15 protein-coding genes, 1 pseudogene and 1 riboswitch are annotated in these 18,809 nt (G+C 43.1%); of the genes and pseudogenes, 8 read left to right on the top strand and 8 right to left on the bottom strand.

Features of this window, described 5'->3' with window-relative positions; all coding sequences use genetic code 11:
* Positions 1-171: 171 nt before the first annotated feature.
* The 3 genes from AC1U9U_RS09720 to AC1U9U_RS09710 all read right to left on the bottom strand — a co-directional run bounded on the left by AC1U9U_RS09720 (position 172) and on the right by AC1U9U_RS09710 (position 2,096).
* The gene (locus tag AC1U9U_RS09720) at positions 172-573 is read right to left on the bottom strand and encodes a VOC family protein (protein WP_479960367.1); all 402 of its coding nucleotides are present in this window, start codon (positions 571-573) and stop codon (positions 172-174) included.
* Positions 574-619: 46 nt separating this feature from the next.
* Entirely contained in the window at positions 620-1,735 is a 1,116-nt protein-coding gene (locus AC1U9U_RS09715) for a DVU0298 family protein (RefSeq protein WP_479960366.1), read from the bottom strand.
* A gap of 145 nt (positions 1,736-1,880) precedes the next feature.
* Positions 1,881-2,096 carry a tautomerase family protein gene (locus AC1U9U_RS09710; protein WP_479960365.1) on the bottom strand — a complete coding sequence of 72 codons (216 nt, stop codon included), beginning with the start codon at positions 2,094-2,096 and terminating at the stop codon, positions 1,881-1,883.
* A gap of 201 nt (positions 2,097-2,297) precedes the next feature.
* On the opposite strand from AC1U9U_RS09710, the gene AC1U9U_RS09705 reads away from it, so the two are divergent.
* Together AC1U9U_RS09705 and tsaA are read left to right on the top strand one after the other, a co-directional pair.
* Positions 2,298-2,486, top strand: a complete 189-nt coding sequence (locus tag AC1U9U_RS09705; protein WP_479960364.1) for a CooT family nickel-binding protein — start codon at positions 2,298-2,300, stop codon at positions 2,484-2,486.
* Positions 2,487-2,491: 5 nt separating this feature from the next.
* Positions 2,492-3,118, top strand: a pseudogene (gene tsaA, locus AC1U9U_RS09700) (tRNA (N6-threonylcarbamoyladenosine(37)-N6)-methyltransferase TrmO); the annotation flags it as partial.
* 300 nt (positions 3,119-3,418) lie between these two features.
* On the opposite strand, the gene AC1U9U_RS09695 reads toward tsaA, so the two are convergent.
* The 3 genes from AC1U9U_RS09695 to AC1U9U_RS09685 all read right to left on the bottom strand — a co-directional run bounded on the left by AC1U9U_RS09695 (position 3,419) and on the right by AC1U9U_RS09685 (position 6,957).
* Positions 3,419-3,925: a DoxX family membrane protein gene (locus AC1U9U_RS09695; protein ID WP_479960363.1), complete on the bottom strand. Its 507-nt coding sequence runs from the start codon at positions 3,923-3,925 to the stop codon at positions 3,419-3,421.
* A gap of 22 nt (positions 3,926-3,947) precedes the next feature.
* Positions 3,948-4,778: a manganese catalase family protein gene (locus tag AC1U9U_RS09690; protein WP_479960362.1), complete on the bottom strand. Its 831-nt coding sequence runs from the start codon at positions 4,776-4,778 to the stop codon at positions 3,948-3,950.
* Positions 4,779-4,977: 199 nt separating this feature from the next.
* A complete protein-coding gene (locus AC1U9U_RS09685) occupies positions 4,978-6,957 on the bottom strand; it encodes a methyl-accepting chemotaxis protein (protein ID WP_479960361.1) in 1,980 nt (659 codons plus the stop codon).
* Positions 6,958-7,136: 179 nt separating this feature from the next.
* Positions 7,137-7,228: riboswitch (cyclic di-GMP riboswitch) on the top strand.
* Positions 7,229-7,384: 156 nt separating this feature from the next.
* On the opposite strand from AC1U9U_RS09685, the gene AC1U9U_RS09680 reads away from it, so the two are divergent.
* From AC1U9U_RS09680 to AC1U9U_RS09655, 6 genes are all read left to right on the top strand, one after another.
* Entirely contained in the window at positions 7,385-8,545 is a 1,161-nt protein-coding gene (locus AC1U9U_RS09680; RefSeq protein WP_479960360.1) for a Na+/H+ antiporter NhaA, read from the top strand.
* A 191-nt stretch (positions 8,546-8,736) separates the two neighbouring features.
* Positions 8,737-10,830, top strand: coding sequence for a glutamine synthetase III family protein (locus AC1U9U_RS09675; protein WP_479960359.1), 2,094 nt, complete (start codon positions 8,737-8,739; stop codon positions 10,828-10,830).
* A 160-nt stretch (positions 10,831-10,990) separates the two neighbouring features.
* The gene (locus AC1U9U_RS09670; RefSeq protein WP_479960358.1) at positions 10,991-12,613 is read left to right on the top strand and encodes a sigma-54 interaction domain-containing protein; all 1,623 of its coding nucleotides are present in this window, start codon (positions 10,991-10,993) and stop codon (positions 12,611-12,613) included.
* 246 nt (positions 12,614-12,859) lie between these two features.
* Complete coding sequence (locus AC1U9U_RS09665) at positions 12,860-14,227, top strand: amino acid permease (RefSeq protein WP_479960357.1); 1,368 nt, start codon at positions 12,860-12,862, stop codon at positions 14,225-14,227.
* A gap of 129 nt (positions 14,228-14,356) precedes the next feature.
* Positions 14,357-15,745, top strand: coding sequence for a tryptophanase (locus AC1U9U_RS09660; RefSeq protein WP_479960356.1), 1,389 nt, complete (start codon positions 14,357-14,359; stop codon positions 15,743-15,745).
* Positions 15,746-16,081: 336 nt separating this feature from the next.
* Complete coding sequence (locus AC1U9U_RS09655) at positions 16,082-16,462, top strand: RidA family protein (protein WP_479960355.1); 381 nt, start codon at positions 16,082-16,084, stop codon at positions 16,460-16,462.
* Positions 16,463-16,619: 157 nt separating this feature from the next.
* Here the strand turns inward: AC1U9U_RS09655 and AC1U9U_RS09650 are convergent, their stop codons facing one another.
* On the bottom strand, positions 16,620-17,507 hold the full coding sequence (locus AC1U9U_RS09650; protein ID WP_479960354.1) for a type II TA system antitoxin MqsA family protein: 888 nt from the start codon (positions 17,505-17,507) through the stop codon (positions 16,620-16,622).
* Between the two features lie 504 nt (positions 17,508-18,011).
* Positions 18,012-18,563: a hypothetical protein gene (locus AC1U9U_RS09645; protein ID WP_479960353.1), complete on the bottom strand. Its 552-nt coding sequence runs from the start codon at positions 18,561-18,563 to the stop codon at positions 18,012-18,014.
* Positions 18,564-18,809: the final 246 nt, after the last annotated feature.

Raw genomic sequence — 18,809 nt, 5'->3', positions numbered from 1 at the left:
CTTAAACACTTTTTCCCCGAATACTTCCCGTAAATGCTGATTTAAAGTATAATAACGCTTCTCCCCATTTTGCCAATTATACTTTGGCTGTTCAATGTTCCCGCAACCCAATGCTGTTTTTACCTCCAGCTTTATATGGTCAATTTAATTTATCACTGAAAGAAGTCCCGTTCAACCTTGAAATAGTTCAATCTTCTCACCGGAGGGACCCCTAAAGAAAAAGTTATACCTACCTCCCCCCATCTCCCTGGGCTTTTCGTTAAGACATTCCACCCGGTTTTCTTTCAACCAAGTTACTGCCTTAAATATATCGTCAACCCGCAGGGCAATGTGATTGACTACTCCGTCGGCAAATTTTCGTTGGTCATTTATTTCAATCAGCTCAATAACAGTGTTACCTAATTTGAGAAAAATAAGCTCCACATCCCCCGGCTTAATCCTCTCAAGGAGTTCAAAACCCAGAATATCAATATAAAAAGCCATAGCCCTGTCCATATCAATTGTCTTAATGCCGATATGGGCTAAATCATCAAATAGCCTGCTCTGCTCCAAAATCACACCTCCCCTAAGCATCTTCTTGTTTTTTCCTTTGCTTTATTACAGCCAAATGTATTATCACCTAATTCACTCGATGTTCGGACTCCAACATTAAAAGCCGCTGCTTATGATCCAGTCCACTAGCATAGCCCACCAGATCACCTTTTTTCCCCACCACCCGGTGACAGGGGGTAATAATACCTATGGGGTTTTTATTGTTGGCCATCCCCACAGCTCGAGGACCCTTGGGGTTACCAACCTTCTCCGCAATCTCACCATAATTACGGGTTTCCCCATAGGGGATTCTACGCAGTTCTTCCCACACTCTCTGTTGAAAGGGAGTTCCGCGATTATCTAAAGGGATTGTAAACTCTTGGCGTATACCCGCAAAATACTCCGCCAATTGGTCGATGGCGGCCTGATTAGGAATCACTCTAGGAATAATTATTGCCGTTGGCGCCTTCTTTTTGGCCCAAACCTGAATTTCTTCCTCTTCTTCCTCAGGTTTTCCTAAACCAACCCAACATAAACCTTTCTGGGAGCTGACCAGGGTAATTCCCCAGATAAAGTCTTCCTGCTTAAACTCGTTAAAACAGAAAGCCAGGACCTCTTTTTCCAAGATTTCCGAAATCCGAAATTTGTGCATTTTCCCATCAAGGTAAACTTCAATTTCCGCAGAGTCTTGAGCAACCTTTGTTCTCATCTCAAGGGGAATTTCCCAGTCCTCCTGTGTCGGAGAGTTTTTCATAATGACAAAGATCCAAAGGGCCAGCCCTCTGAGATTAGCCGCCTGGGCGTCGAGAAAAGGTCGTACTGCACCTGCCAGTGGATCTACCACCGCCGGGGCATTAAGAGAAAGGTTGAAAAGTCCCCATAAAACCCCTTCCTGAAGACTTTCATCTTCGAGCAGGTTAGCGTACATCCAGTTAAAGTGCCCACACTCCTTGGGATTATGGTACATAATACTGCCAATGGCTTCCGAGGCATTCCAAGCGTTTCCACCCGACTCTTCATTTAAGGACCAGAAGTAACGGCGGACAAGCTCCACGGCAGATCCTTTCTCCTCCTTTTCCAGGAGTGCTGAGGCCTTCCCCAAAGCCTCTACTGCCCGCCAAAATAAGAGACCATCTTTCACGTATATCCTGCTCATCAATTTACGAATGGTCTTTCTATCAATCTTCGACTCCAGCTCCCTCATTTCCCCACCTACTTCTTAATTTAGACTTTCCTTAATCATCTCCCATAAAACGTTTTTTTTCAATAGCCTTCGTACGCAAAATTAAAGCTGGTGGGCTTTCCACCAGCTGAATAGATCTCAAATCATTAAATCATTGGGTAAGAGCTCAATCTTTGATCTCTTTATATTTATCCCAATAGGCAGTTTCGACCAGAACCTCACCACCGATTCCGAAGTTGCTGTAATCGTGCTCATCCAGGACGACTGTGAAGGAGGCCATTGGCAAACCTGTTGCTTGGGATGCGGCTTGGGAAATCCCGTGAATAAGACTACGTTTTTGATCCATAGTAAGTGCCGGACCGTCAAAATGAATCATTGGCATAGGAATTACACCTCCAAAAGCTTTTAAATACATCTATTAAAATTCCCTAACTAGAAGGGAAACATGTAAGAATTCAGAAGGAAAATTTTAATCGATGGAGAATAACAATAATAACATCAATATAAAATAAAAAGACCATGGAGGTCTTAACCTGTTAACGGGATCTCCATGGCTTTTTTATTAGGTAAAGGAGGGACGGATATGTGCGAAGCAAATGCCTACTTAAAGGATGGCCCTGAGGAAGTTCTCTTTATGGAATCAGTAGATATTATTGAACCCCACGAAGAGGGATTAAAACTTGTGGATATTTACGGTAAACAAAAGTTTATTCGTGCCATCATTAAGGATATGAATTTACTCAATCATCGCATTGTGCTTGAGAAAGGTTGATGTGAATGAAAATTGAATTTGAAGCCATAGGGTCCATTCATACTCCCTACTTGCCTTCACTGCCGATTCCCAGTCAGGCGATTAAGGATGCTCCCGGAGAGTTTTGGATAAGTCTCAACCCGGACTATACGGAGGGATTAGAGAAACTTCTATCTTGCCGATATATAATGGTATTTTTCTATCTCGATAAAGTTACAGAGAAGAGCCTGAAGGCTCATCCCCCCTGGGCTCCGGAAGTTGAGTTGGGAGTATTCGCCAGCCGCTCTCCACGGCGCCCTAATCCTATCGGCTTTAGCGTTGTAGAGCTGAAAGGAATTGAAGGCAACGAGATACTTATTTCCGGTATTGATGTCTATAACGGTACACCCCTCTTAGATATTAAACCTTATATTAAGTCTATCGATAGCAAAAATGATGCTAATGATGGGTGGCTTGATGAACTGCCGGATAAGGACCATCGCTTAGCCCATCTCCTAGGCCTGGCTCACGAGCACTCACACGACCATGCTCACGAGCATTCCCACGACCACGCTCACGAGCACTCACACGACCATGCTCACAAGCACTCACATGACCACGCTCACAAGCACTCACATGACCACGCTCACGAGCACTCACACGACCACGCTCACGAGCACTCACACGACCACGCTCACGAGCACTCACACGACCACGCTCACGAGCACTCACATGACCACGCTCACGGGCACTCACACGACCACGCTCACGAGCATTCCCACGACCATTCCCACGACCACGCTCACAAGCACTCACATGACTAGATTCCTGGAGAAAGGGGTTGATGACATTTTTAAAAGTTGTCAACACCCCCGTCCCCCTGACACCCCCTGAAAGCAAAATGCTCCCCCTGAGGTTCAAGGTAATACCTACACCCCAAGGGGAGCATTTTTATCCATGCAATAAACAGATCTTTATCCTTTCGACAATCGCCATTTTTTCCAGCGTGGGAGAAAAACCCGATCTACACCCCAGTAATATGCTGCCGCTCCGGCCCATAGAAGCAAACCTTCCCAAAAAAGCATTACCGGATTGGTGCTAATCGTTCCCGCCAAAAGGTAACTCATATTCATAAGTATAGCCGCAAGTAAAGCTAGTGAGGTAAATGCCCCTAGGATTAGTCCCAAACCTACAAGCAATTCACCCCAGGCAACTGCATATCCGAAAGCTTTGGCATTAGGTAAAGCAATATTTTGAATGAATGATGCATACCACCCTTGTACATCCGGGTGCTGCCCCCCCGTCTTTGCCAAAGCACCGTTAAGAAATCCGGTCACTGCTGTTCCGGCTTTAGGTCCAACCCAGGCTGCCGAACTCGCTCCAAATACCTTATCGATACCATGACTAAACCATTCCCAACCCACATAGACACGTATAACAGTCCAAATCACCTGCATTAAACGCGATTCACGCCAAGCCATTTAAATCCCTCCGTTTCTAAGTTTAGTGCACCGGTTTTTCTTGTCCGGGTACATTCGGGGTTGTAGGCTTTGCTTGAGTAAACTGGGGGTTATTCCTAGTATGATCATTATAACCTGGACCCATTTCATCCTTATAATCCGCTCCTCTATCCTTACCGTATTGAGCGGGCCCCCCATATTTCTCATTGGGATTCTCTTCATATTGAATTCCGTTACCCTGATTCCAAGGCCCACGGCTATCCCCCATACCTGTCGATAGGTTCATGTATTTCTTAGTGAATTCGGAATCGCGGAAGTTAGCATCGACATACTTTCCTTTAATTGTGTCAATGGCCTGCATAAAGGAGAAGTTATGTGATTCTTCCCGACTCAGCAAGAAGCGAACCATATCTTTAACCCCCGGGTCATCGGTTTGTTGAAGCAGTCTTTCATAGATCAGCTTAGCCCGCAATTCTGCACTTGAATTAGAGGCCAGATCGCAATACAGATCTCCAGTGGTTTCGATATAAGCTGCATTCCAGGGTATTCCCATAGCATTGGTTATGATGGGTCCACCGGTTAAGATCGCCATATGGATCGCTGGAAAATCACGGGACACTTTATCAGTCGGGCCAAGAAGCATCGAGATGCATTCCCCTACCATTTCAAAATGGCTCAGTTCCTCAGCGGCAATGTCTTGCAGCATATCCCGTATTTTAGGGTCATTACACCCGACAGCTTGGGAGAAATACTGCATCGCAGCTTTCAACTCCCCATGGGGTCCGCCGAATTGTTCCAACAAAAGATTGGCAAAGCGTGGATCGGGACGATCGACACGCACCGTGTATTCCATATCTTTGATATGTTTAAACATGATACAACCCTCCTTATTGGTTAAAAGTATCAAATTTATTATCCTCTAATAGGTAAAAACTATACCCTTCCAAACCTATGTTAATAAGCAAATTTTGTTAGTCAGTCAACCTTAACGACAATAATAAACAAAAAACCCCCAAATAATAAACCGCTTAATCTTTGCAGCAGTTCATTATTTAGAGGCATGCAATGTTTACCTAGATTTTAAAGCGTGCAATTTCCGCACTTAATTTCCTTGAGAGTCCATCAAGTTCCTCAGCTGCCAGTGCAACTTTGCTAAAAGCACTTGATGTTTGCTCCATAGAAGCACTCACTTCTTCCGAAGCCGCAGCAGTCTCTTCCGTTACCGCAGAAATATTTTGAATCACTTCGACCACTTGATCCGAATCTTTCATCATTTCCTGCGCCAAAGACGTAGTGTGGGCAATTCTCTCTTTGATTTCCCCCATTGCCTGAGAAATTTCGTTAAAGGAACGATTGACATCGGCTACAGAATGTGCCGTTGCTTCCGAATTCTTTCTTACATCTTTCATGGCTTCCACAGCCTGACGACTTTCTCGTTGGATATCTCCCACAATACCTTGTATTCCTTCAACTGATTGGGAAGATTGCTCAGCAAGTTTACGAATTTCCTCAGCAACAACGGAAAATCCTCGCCCTGCTTCCCCAGCCCGAGCAGCCTCAATGGAAGCATTCAAAGCTAGAAGATTCGTTTGCTCCGCAATACTGGTAATTGCTGATAGAATCATACCAATAGCTTTTGATTTTTCATCCAGGTTGGAGATGACCTCGTTAATCTTATCAACGGAAACCTTACTCTCCTCGGTTTTAATCCGCAATTGTTCAACGGACAGGACTCCTCGATCATTCGCTTTTTGTGCCTCGCTTGAAGAGTCGACCATTTCCTTAGTATTCTCGCCAAGGGCTTCGATTTTTACTGCAAGTTGGGTAACCATTTTAGTCCCTTTTTCAGCCTGAGTAGCTTGAGCAGATGCCCCAACAGCAATCTGAGCGGCCGTTGCATTAACCTCTTCACTGGATGCCATGGTCTCCTCAGCACTGGCCGCCAAATCGTCGGCTGACTTATTCACCTGCTCGGCAACACTCTTAATATTGCCCACTAATCCGGCTAAGCGGGCCACCATATCATTTAAGGTATTAGACAACGCGCCCGTTTCATCGCGAGAGAAGGATTTCGCCCGAACGGTAAAATCTCCCGAACCAATTTTTTGACTATACTCAAGAAGTGACTTGAAGGCTTTCGTAAATCCATTGGTGATAAACAAGCCAACAATTATTGATAATATTGCAAAACTCACACTATAAATTACGGTACCTTTTAAAATCTTAGAAGTAGCTTCCTTAACCTCCTGATAACCTACTACACCAATAAATTTCCACTGGGTCTTCGCAAAGGTACTGAAGACACCGAATCGCTCTTCCTCATTATATATGTAATCCACGAATCCCTTTTCTTCTTGGGCCACGGCTTTCTTCAGCTCTTCCACAGGTAATTCTTGACCGATCAATGAGCTGTCAGGATGAACCATGATTTTACCGCTTTGATCTAATAAAATAACATAGCCTTCTTGACCAATTTTCATATTCCCAACCAAAATACTTAATGTCTCCAAAGCGATATCAACGCCTACAACCCCTGCAACTTTCTTCGTAGCCGGATCTTGAACGGGCATTGCCGCAGAAATGATGAGCTTCTTACTTGCCGTATCTACATAAGGCTCTGTCCAAATGGCCTCTCCACTAGCTATAGCCAACTTATACCAATCTGTGGCTGTAGGATTAAAGCCTTCAGGAATTTCCGCTGCTGGATAAACAATCATCCTTTGGTCCGCCGTTCCCAAATAAACATTAAGAATATCGGGATTGCTTTTTTTATAGATTTCAAAACTCCGGAGTGCATCTTCTGCGCTTTCCTGAAGGGCTGCAGATAGGATACCCTCCTCAGTACCGAGTCGGGCGAGATTTTGCTCATATCCCTTGAGGTATAGCTCAGTCGAATCTTTGGTACGCTCTACCGATTGTTCTGCTGAGTCCTTAAGTCCGTTTTTCAAAGCATCATGTGCATCTTTATAGCTAAAGAACCCTAACAAAGCTGTAGGAACAAAGGCTGCAAATAAGACGACTGCAAACACCTTCTGTCTGATTGTAAAACCCATATCATTTATCCCCTCTGCACCATTTTATCTATCCTATTTCTGCAGATTATACATTATTTATCTATTTTTTCGCAATAGATGTCATAAAAGAGCCAAAATTCTTATAATCTTGGCTTTATTGTTGATTCGCTCTTAGCTTTATGGTAAGCTATAAAGGCTTATACAATAAAATATTTCTTGCAGGGTTGGGGCAAACTTTGTGAAAGCAAAGGACGCTAAAGCTATGGGTCTAAGGCTGTTGAATACAGGCTATGATTGCCAGGCTACAAGTCGCTTAGAACTTCTTAGGGGAGAGTAGTTCCTTTTTGGACTACTCTCTTTTTATATTCTTTTTTACAAACACCAGCCGCAAAGGGGGTATCGGTTAATAGAATCGGGAACTACAGTTATAATTTTTGACTTATTAATTTCAGCAGGAGGGATCAGATTGAGTTCACAAACCAACAAGACTATCAATTTTCTACAGGAGTTTTCAATACCCCTAATCCTGGGAGTCGTAATTGCTCTTGCCTGGGCTAATCTAGCCCCAGATAGCTATCACCATTTCGTTCATAACGAAATAATCGGCAACATTTCTCTGCATTTTCTTGTTAACGATATTTTCATGGTGTTCTTTTTTGCTATGGCAGCCGTTGAAATCACCCAAAGTTTGTTGCCGGGCGGAAGTCTGAATCCGCTAAAAAGAGCTATCAATCCCCTAATGGCTACTGCCGGCGGAGTTTTGGGGCCGGCACTTTTATTTGTTGTCCTGAATTTCACCTTAGGCAGTCCTGAATTTGCAAGAGGCTGGGGTATTCCCACAGCCACAGATATTGCACTGGCTTGGCTGGTAGCAAGGATGGTCTTTGGAGCACATCATCCGGCTGTGTCTTTCTTACTGCTATTGGCAATTGTGGATGACGGTGTTGGGCTGACGATTATTGCCCTCTTTTACCCCGACCCTGCCAATCCGGTGGCACCCCTTTGGTTATTACTCACTCTGGCAGGGATCTTGGTCGCCTATATGCTCAAAAAGAAGAACATCCAAAGCTATTGGCCCTATATTATTTTGGGCGGATTATTAAGTTGGGCCGGACTTTTTCTCGCTCATATTCATCCTGCACTTGCTCTGGTGTTTATCGTTCCCTTCTTGCCTCACCCCTCTAGAGAAGAGGCAGGGCTATTTGAAGACAATCCAAATGATCACTCCACTCTAAAAAACTTTGAACATGAGTGGAAAACTTTTGTGGATTTCGGGCTTCTATTGTTCGGCTTAACCAATGCCGGGGTAGAGTTCTCCGAAATAAATTTGTTGTCCTGGTTAATTCTTGCTGCTTTATTAGCCGGAAAAACTATCGGGGTCTTCGTTATGGGTTCCCTAGCTACAATTCTAGGATTTCCCTTACCGAAAGGCATGGGCTATAAAGAACTGTTTGTTACAGGATTAATTGCCGCCATGGGACTTACGGTGGCCCTGTTTGTGGCCGGTGTCGCCTTTATCGACCCAGGTCTGCAAGGAGCAGCCAAGATGGGAGCACTATTTAGTGTAGTTACGGCACCACTGGCAATTATTGTTGGAAAGCTTGTCGGTATAAAGAAAAGCAAGTAAAGCAGCCATTAACTTTAAAGTCAATAACAAACCAACAACCAACAACGTTTATCTTGTATTTTATAAAAAAACATGCTATTTTATAGGTTAGAGTATTCGAGAGCTAAGACGCTCTATAGAGATTTTCCTAGCAGAGAGTCCTATTGAGTGTCTTTTTTCCTTTTTGTATAGTGGACAGGGGAGGATAAAAAATGGATATCTTCGGTAAAAACGTCTTTAATGATACGGTTATGCGCGCGAAACTACCCAAAAATACCTATAAAGCACTTCATAAAACTATTGACGAAGGACTTCCACTTAAACCGGAAGTAGCTGAAGTGGTCGCCAATGCCATGAAGGATTGGGCGATTGAAAACGGGGCAACCCATTATACCCATTGGTTTCAACCCATGACCGGGTACACCGCTGAAAAACACGACTCTTTTATCTCCCCCACCAATGATGGAAGAGTAATTATGGAGTTTTCCGGTAAGGAGCTTATTAAGGGCGAATCGGATGCATCCTCTTTTCCTAATGGCGGAATCCGTTCCACCTTTGAAGCCAGAGGATACACGGCTTGGGATTGTACCTCCCCGGCTTTCTTACGTGAAGATGCGGGTCAAGTTATCCTCTGTATCCCCACAGCCTTTTGCTCTTATACAGGGGAAGCTTTGGACAAAAAAACTCCCCTCCTCCGTTCAATGGAAGCCCTTTCTAAACAAGCTCTCCGTATCCTCCGCCTATTTGGTAATACCACCGCCAAACGGGTCACACCGACCGTAGGTGCCGAGCAGGAATTCTTTCTTATCGAAAAAAAATATCATCAAAAACGTTTAGATCTAATGTTGACCGGTCGCACCCTTTTCGGTGTCCTTCCCCCGAAAGGGCAAGAGATGGAAGACCATTATTTTGGCATCATCAATGAGCGGGTTGCTGCCTTTATGCAAGAAGTGAATGTGGAATTATGGAAGCTGGGGGTCTCCGCTAAAACCCAACATAAAGAAGCGGCCCCCGGGCAATATGAAATCGCCCCGATTTTTGCTACTACCAATATTGCCACCGATCATAATCAAATCATCATGGACACCTTGCATAAGGTTGCTAATCGTCATGGCCTTGCTTGTCTCCTTCACGAAAAACCTTTTGCCGGAGTGAATGGATCCGGAAAACATAACAACTGGTCCTTAAGTACTGATGAAGGCGCAAATTTATTGGAGCCTGGGAAAACTCCCCATGAGAACGCCCAATTCCTGACCTTTCTCTGTGCTGTGATGAAAGCCGTAGATGATCATGCCGTTCTTCTAAGAGCTTCGGCAGCAAACGCCGGAAATGATCATCGTCTAGGAGCACATGAGGCCCCTCCGGCTATTATCTCCATTTTCCTAGGTGAAGAACTGTCCGATATTATTGAGCAACTTAAAAACGGCAAACCAAATACTTCGAAACAGGGCGGACAACTTACCATCGGTGTAACTACCCTTCCTTCCTTACCCAAGGATTCCACAGACCGGAACCGCACTTCTCCCTTTGCTTTTACCGGCAACAAGTTCGAGTTCCGAATGGTTCCCTCTTCACTCTCCATTGCCGGACCCAATGTAGTGATCAACACAATCGTGGCAGAGGTCCTCTCCCAAATTGCTGATCGCTTAGAAAAAGCGGAAGCCTTTCATGAGGAGCTTCAAACCATCCTTCAGGAAATTGCCGTAAATCATTCCCGGATTATTTTCGATGGCAACGGTTATTCTGCTGATTGGATAAACGAAGCAGAAAAACGTGGCTTACCCAATATCACCTCTACAGTAGAAGCTATTTCCGCCTTTGTCAGCGCTAAAACCATAAATCTTTTTCAAAAACATGGGGTGTTTAATGTCGCGGAACTCCACTCCCGTTACGAAATCTATCTTGAACAATATTCCAAAACTATTAACATCGAAGCATTGACCATGGTGGATGTCGCAAAGCGACAAGTACTTCCCGCCGTAATGCGTTACTCTACCGAACTGGCTAACTCCATTAACACTATTCGTGCAGCTGATCCTGAAACTGATATCTCTGCCCAGAAATCCTTATTGAATGAGATCTCTCCCTTGTTGAGGGAGTTAAATCACAAAATCAAGGCCCTTCAAGAAGCCACCAACATGGCCAAGCAACTTCACGGTGACGCCTATAAACAAGGAATTTTCTACCGCGATGTGGTCTTCAAGGCTATGAACGATTTGCGTCAGGTAGTTGACCAACTGGAAGTACTCATTGATTACGAAATGTGGCCCCTACCTTCTTATACAAAGATGTTGTTTAGAATATAATTTTTAGTTTTAGGGATAATTAACTCAGGCTAGCGAAAAATCGCTAGCTTTTTATTTTATTGGGTACTTTATAGGAGATTAAAAAAGTTGATGCTATAATATTGAATAATATTGAGGAAATTCCTAATTGTTGATCAGATGAAATGAAAGGTGAACATTCATGAACTCCCTTGAATTTATTGTGCGGATTGAATTCGTCGATCGCCCAGGCTTAGGCTATGACATTTTCCAGCGTTTCGAAGCCAACAATATTGATAAAGTCGGGATGGAAGTTACTCAAGGGCAAGAAATGATGATAAAATTTCGCTGCTCTACTCAGAGGGAATCAGAAGCTCTTATCCAAGATCTTCTGACCGTCCACGATGTAGTATCGGTAAACCTAGCCGACCACATGCCTTATGAAGAGAGGGCGCTTGAACTCAACACGATTCTTAACCTTGTTAGTGAAGGAATTGTTGCCATTAATACTAAACACCAAATCACTCATATCAACGATGTTGCCGCTCAGATCTTTCATACAACTCGTGAGAAAGCTATCGGCCAAAATGCAGAATACTTATTTGATCCCGATCCTCCTATCCTTGATACCCTGAAAACTGGTATCCCCTATAGTTTAAAAGAACGAAAAATCCGCAGGGATCATCAGCTTATTCATTTCCTGACCAGTGGTGTTCCTATTTTCAATAATAAAGGACAGATTATTGGTGGAGTCATGACCATCAAGGATTTTCGGCAGGTGGAAGAAATCCTTTCCAAAGTCGAGCGGAAACCTCAATCAACAACCTTTGATCAGATCATATATCAAAGTCGTCTTATGAAAGATCTTATTGAGACCGCTAAAACCGTAGCCCGGGGTACTTCTACCATTCTCCTTCGCGGAGAAAGCGGTACGGGAAAAGAACTGTTCGCCAAAGCAATCCACGCCGAAAGTCCTCGCTCCCAATCAGCCTTCATCCCCATTAACTGCGCCGCTCTACCAGACACCCTTTTGGAAAGTGAACTTTTCGGCTATGAAGAAGGTTCCTTTACAGGAGCGACTAAGGGAGGAAAAAAGGGGCTTTTTGAGCAAGCGAATGGTGGCACACTTTTTCTGGATGAGATTGGAGAAATATCGCCCCATGTTCAGGTTCGGCTACTAAGGGTTCTGCAAGAAGGAAGAGTCCGGCGGGTCGGTGGTGCCAAGGAAATCCCTGTAGATGTTCGTATTATTGCTGCAACCCACCGCAACCTTGAGGAAATGATCAAAAAGGGACAATTCAGAGAAGACCTTTACTATCGTTTAAATGTTATTCCCCTTCAGATTCCAGCGTTACGGGAGAGACCCGAAGATATCCCTCTCGTTGCCCAGGCTTTGACCAGAAAAATTGCTAAAAAACTAGGGAAGCCTGAAGTCCACCTCACCAAAGAGAGCATAGAGTTGCTGATGGCCCAAAAATGGCCAGGGAATGTTCGGCAACTAGAGAATCTGCTGGAGAGAATCATCAATCTAAATCAGGACTATCTGATAACCCCCAGCTCCCTTTATGAATGGGCAGATCTAACTCCTGAAACACCTAAACTTGATTCAGAAAACGTACCAAATCAGATTTCTATTCCTCTTGTTGAACCTTGGCCGCCTCTAAAAGATATTGTCGCCGAAGTTGAGCGCCAGGTCTTACTGAAGGTATTGAAAAAATACCGTTCTTCCCGTAAGGCCGGTAAAATATTGGGAGTTTCCAATACGACGATTCTGAATAAGATCAATGCCTATGGAATTCGTAAGGCCGATGAAGGAGAAGATTAAAGAGCAAAAATAAGGTAAAAGTGATAAGTTTTTTTATCGCGTGATAAGAAATGTTGACAACCTTTCTTATCACTTTTATTTTGCCAAAAATCTTTTTCCCATATTTTAGACATTATTCGACTAATACCAAGAATATATCGAACATTTTATAAAAATATTAATGTTTTTTTATATGCTAAGTTGGCATACAACTTGCACTATTCGGAAATGAGATCTCTTAAATAACTTTTTGGAAGGGGAAATCTTATGAGTTCAAATGAAAATGGTATGCACCGAGGTCTTAAAAACCGGCATATCCAAATGATTGCTCTGGGTGGAGCAATTGGTACAGGTCTCTTTTATGGTTCCGCATCAACGATTCAGCTTGCAGGCCCCGCTATCACATTTTCCTATCTTATCGGTGGATTAGTTATCTTTTTCATCATGCGGATGTTGGGGGAAATGTCCGTCGATGAGCCTGTTTCCGGATCTTTTAGTCACTTTGCCTATAAGTACTGGGGTGAATTTCCCGGATTCCTCTCGGGTTGGAACTATTGGTTTAACTACATTGTCGTCAGTATGGCTGAATTGACTGCTGTCGGAATCTATGTGAACTATTGGTTTCCTGATGTCCCACATTGGATGACTGCCCTGGTATTCCTTGTTATCATTACCCTGCTTAATCTCATCAGTGTCGGTATGTTTGGTGAATTTGAATTTTGGTTCGCTATTATCAAGGTCGTCGCTATTCTCGGAATGATTGTTTTTGGATTATTCCTCATTTTCTCTGGAATCAATGGCAAAGCTACCGGTTTCAGCAATCTTTGGATTCATGGAGGTTTTCTTCCGAATGGAATGATCGGTCTTATATTCTCTTTAGTACCCGTAATGTTTAGTTTTGGTGGAATCGAGCTCATTGGAATCACCGCTGGTGAAGCGGATAATCCCAAAAAATCAATTCCCAAAGCCATTAATCAGGTCATGTGGAGAATTCTAATCTTCTATGTGGGAGCCCTTTCAGTAATGATGGTTATTTATCCCTGGAACCAAGTGGGTGCAGACGGAAGTCCATTCGTTCAAATCTTTTCCAAAATCGGGATTCCCGCTGCCGCAACAATCCTCAACGTCGTTGTTTTAACCGCTGCTCTTTCCGTGTATAACAGCGGTATCTACAGTAACGGGCGTATGCTTTACAGTCTGGCTACTCAAGGTAATGCTCCCAAAGCATTTGCCAAATTGAACAAAAGAGGGATTCCCGTTGCAGGAGTATTAGTATCCTCGGCTATTACTTTAGTGGCTGTTGTGCTGAATTATCTACTCCCTGGCGAAGTTTTTATGTATCTCATGGCGGTAGCGATTATCGCCGGAATTATTAACTGGACCATGATTATTGTCACGAATCTAAAATTCCGCAAAGCGAAAATCGCTCAAGGCGAAGCCGATAAAATTGAATTTAAGACCCCTTTCTACCCCTTCATCAACTATTTCTGCGCCGCTTTCCTGGCTATGATCGTAGTGCTCATGGCATTTACAGAAAGCATGAAAATGGCCGTCTTCGTTCTGCCGATTTGGCTTCTTATCCTGTGGATTGGCTTTAAGATTAAAAACGCAAAAACCAAGAGCTCAACGAATTAGTTGGCACGAATCTTGCATAGTTATTAAGGCAGATCTTCATTCAAACCCACATTTAATACTTTATGCCAAATACCGTCCGCTCATCATTTCGATAACCGGGGTATAAATAAAAAAATGGAGGTATTTGTTATGGCAATCAAGTATGTACCAGAACCGTTCCGCATCAAGGTGGTAGAACCCTTACGGATGCTTACCCGCGAAGAGAGAGAGGAAAAAATCGCCGAGGCTAAGTACAATCTTTTCAACTTAAAAGGTGAAGATTGCTACATCGATTTACTCACCGATTCCGGAACCAATGCCATGAGCCAAGAGCAGTGGGCCGGTGTGATGAGAGGCGATGAGGCGTATGCAGGTGCTTCCAGCTACTATAAACTTTTGGAAGCAGGTAAGGATATCTTTGGCTACGGCTATATCCAGCCTGTTCACCAAGGTCGTGCAGCTGAGAAAGTTGTCTTCCCCTTATTACTCAGCGAAGGTAAATTTGCAATTTCCAACATGTTTTTTGATACCACTCGCGCCCATGTCATCTTGTCTGGTGCCAGACCCATTGACTGCGTAGTAGAGGAAGCAAAAGATCCATCAAAACGTGCTCCCTTTAAAGGGAATATGGACATTGTTAAGATGGAAGCAATTATCAAAGAAAAGGGTCCCGAAAACATTGGCCTGGTGGTCATGACCATCACCAACAACTCTGCCGGCGGACAACCGGTCTCCATGAAAAATCTGCGTGAAGTTTCTGCTCTCGCTAAAAAATATGGTATTCCTATGTGCATCGATGCAGCTCGCTATGCGGAAAATGCTCACTTCATCAAACGGGATGAAGCAGAATACAAAGATGTTTCCATCAAGGATATCGTTCGCGAAATGTTCAGCTATGGTGATATCTTTACAATGTCTGCGAAAAAAGACACCATCGTTAACATGGGTGGTCTCTTAGGGGTTAAAGATGCAGAATCTCCACTAGTCTTAAAGATCAAGGCTAATTGCATTAGTTTTGAAGGATTCTTCACTTACGGCGGTCTTTCCGGCCGTGATATGGAAGCATTGGCAATCGGTCTCTACGAGGGAATCGATGAAAACTATCTCCGTTACCGGATTGGTCAAATGGAATACTTGGCAGCTCGCTTAGATGATGCAGGTATTGCCTATCAATCCCCTGTTGGCGGTCATGGCGTGTTCGTAGATGCTGCTGCTATGTTCCCCCACATTCCTTACCATGAGTATCCTGGTCAAGTTCTTTGCATCGAGCTTTATAAGGAAGCGGGAATCCGTACTTGCGATATTGGTTCCTATATGCTGGGTAACGATCCGGATACCGGGGAGCAATTAAAGGCAGACTTTGAATTCAGCCGCTTGGCTATTCCACGCCGCGTCTACACTCAAGCTCATCTTGACATTATGGCCGATGCTTTGATTGAGATCAAAGAGAAAGCTCATACCATTAAGCGCGGCTATAAAATTACCTGGGAACCACCCATTCTGCGTCACTTCCAGGCGTCACTGGCACCAATTGAGTAATATCATAAAATCATAGATTTAAATCCGAGTATCGGAAGCCCGGGACCCTGTTGTAAATGGAGCCCTGGGCTTCCGTCTCTTTCCTTGATAAACAATGATGCGTTGTAATAAAGAAAACCCGACTTCGCCACGAAAGCACTGCTTTCGCACTTGTTGCTTTAGTGAAAGCGAAGTCGCTGGTTGCCTTATGCGCCGTGAAACTTATGCTTTCAGAATAGCCAAAAAAGAGGATATCTGCTTACGGTTAGTGTTATAATAAAGTCATTATCAATCAATATAGTCCTTTTAAAATATTAAGGATTCGCTCTAAGAGCATTTCGAACAGGAGGTTCACTTATGTCTATTAATGTTTTACACACTGACAAAGCCCCTGCGGCCATTGGCCCCTATTCCCAAGGAACAAAGGTAGGGAATCTAATATTTACTTCAGGTCAATTGCCCCTTAATCCGGCCACCGGAGAATTGGAAAACGACATCCGTAAAGCAACCCAACAATCCCTAGAGAACGTGAAGAACATTCTGGAAAGCGCCGGATCCTCCATGGGAAAAGTGGTGAAGACCGTTGTGTTCCTGCGCGATATGAATGATTTCGCTGCGATGAATGAAGTCTATGGTACCTTTTTCTCCGCTAATCCACCGGCCCGCTCTGCGGTTCAAGTGGCTCGGCTTCCTAAAGATGCCATCATTGAGATTGAAGCTATTGCCTTAGCTGAATAAATACATAGGTGATTCGTATGTAAAAGACAGCCACGTACTTAATTAGGTCGTGGCTGTTTTGCATATGTTCGTAGTAGTTGGTCTTCGATAAATTATTTACAAATCACACATACTAAATTAAGGCGTTTTCCCGCAAGGGATAGCGCCTCTCGCTTACCTAACTCAGTTTCAAATCACTTGCATAACTAAACGGTATAATCTCTTTATGCGCAGTCTCTAAATACCCCCTTTCTTTATGTGAGAAATCCGATATTCTTCTAGCAGAAAAATCTTTAAAGTATCCGGCTACAGAAAAAATCACATCTAGTTCCTCTTCAGAAAATAAATTTCGATCCCCTTTTTCCGCTGGAATAATAATTTCTCCTTCATAAGAGCCTTCATAAGGCTTCATCTCAATGGCTCCTACAGTTTCAAGGGCCCAGCAAATCAAATCATGATTCACAGGAACAGGGCCAAAATGGTTGTGAATAAAGGCGAGCCCCGTAATAGGATAGCCATCCCTCTTAAAATGAAGGTTATCAGCATAATAAAGAAGTTTTTGTAACTTAGTCTTTACCAGTCCCCTATTTGTTTCCGCGAAGATTTGAACCAAGGCAGATAGCTTCTCAAAATCGAATTCTACATTTGTAATCCCTTTATTATAGAATTGGGCAAATAATTTATTAAGAAAATCTACCGGATTAAGTTCAATGGGAACGTCTTCTTTACTGATCAGTACCCTAATTCTATCCCGTTCTCTGTCTTTCAGTTTGTCTCCATTGAGATCAAAGAGGTGTTTAAGGTAAGAAGGGTCATTTTTAAGGCGCAGTAATTGCTCATGGTGAGACGCACTAGGTATAGCTCCCCCCTCATAACGCACGAAGGTAGCTTGGCTCCATCCTAAAAGTGCGGCGACCGTTCTTCCAGATCCAATGGATTCCCGAATTTGTCTTATCTCAAGAGGTGAAAGCAAATTGTGCTTGTTCCGATAGGCTTCATAAACTCTTTCCATATTATTTGTGTCTAGTTCCTCATCGAAGAGTTCATTTCCACAGATTGAGCACACGCGAATATCAGAAACAGTGCTGCTATTTTCTCTACTCGAACAGGAAACGATTCCTTCTTGCTGATCACTTGTGTTTCTTGCTCACAATCACAAAAATCACAATACTTATTCATGATGATTATTCCTCCTTGTCCCGGGCGAATGGAAGCGTTTTTGGTCCACCTGAAGGGTGAAAACTAATGCAAACACACCCCTGTTGGTTTATTTTAAGCTTAATATAAGCCTCCTGCGTATCTATGTTCTTAATGAATTCCCAAACATGACCGGGTCTATCTTTATCTTCTAGTGGCTGAAGTAACATTGGACTAACAAACATAGTTTCCACCTCATCACGATTGTAACACAGATATGGTTGTAAGCAGGTGGGAATGGTTGGAATCTTTGCAACCAAATAGGATCATAGTACGCTGGAATGACAGAAAAGCCATCACCTTGTTATCTTTCAAGGGATGGCTTTCCAATACTGTTACCGTCAGTCATTCATTATTTACAATGTAATTTTGATTACACAGTAGGAATATAAGACGCATTGTAATTAGATGTTCCCGAGGCATCACCTGTACCAACTGGTACTAAAACTCCAAGAACGTTAACATAACGTGTAATGTCTACATCATACGAGAATTGTAAATATGAACCCGGCTTATTTGGATTGTAACATACATTTGATAATTTACGAACATAAGTAATTGCATATACATATAAACCCGAGTCAGATGCTACAAGAAGGTCTGCTCCAGCAGCTCCTGTCCACCATCTCTCTTCTCCATAACTATAGAAAAATCCGGATGGTTTCTTTGTTATAAGAATATCACCCATAGCAACAGTATCCCATATCGTTGTAACACCTTCCGCAAAAATAACTGCATTTACATTAGTACTAGCTGGATTATTACCAGAACCAAGAGCTTCTTTATTAGTAACCATTGCCTCATCTAAGTCCTTAGCATATTTAAGTGCATCTTCTAGGTCTCCAACTGTGACAATTTTCTTTGAGGCCTTTGAAAGATCACTTGCTTTTATAGCGGTGCCCGGGTCCAGACCATAGTATTTCAAAACGTCATTGAAATTTTCATGAGTAATCACTGTATCCCTAGAGAAAGACGTTTTAACCAAATCAGAAGTAGACAGGTTTTCCGCAAAAACAAAGCTTGTCGAGGATACTATTAAGAGAATACAAATTAACAAGGTGCTAATATTTTCTTTTTCATAAAAAAAGTCACTCCTTAAAAAATAATTAAAAGTAAAATTTGATAATTAATTATTAGTAGTAATTATAATTCTTTCCTCCTTTAAATTTAA

The organism is Desulfitobacterium sp. (assembly GCF_982384815.1).
The sequence above is the reverse complement of the archived record's forward strand: the minus strand, read 5'-3'. Positions and strand labels throughout refer to the sequence as shown.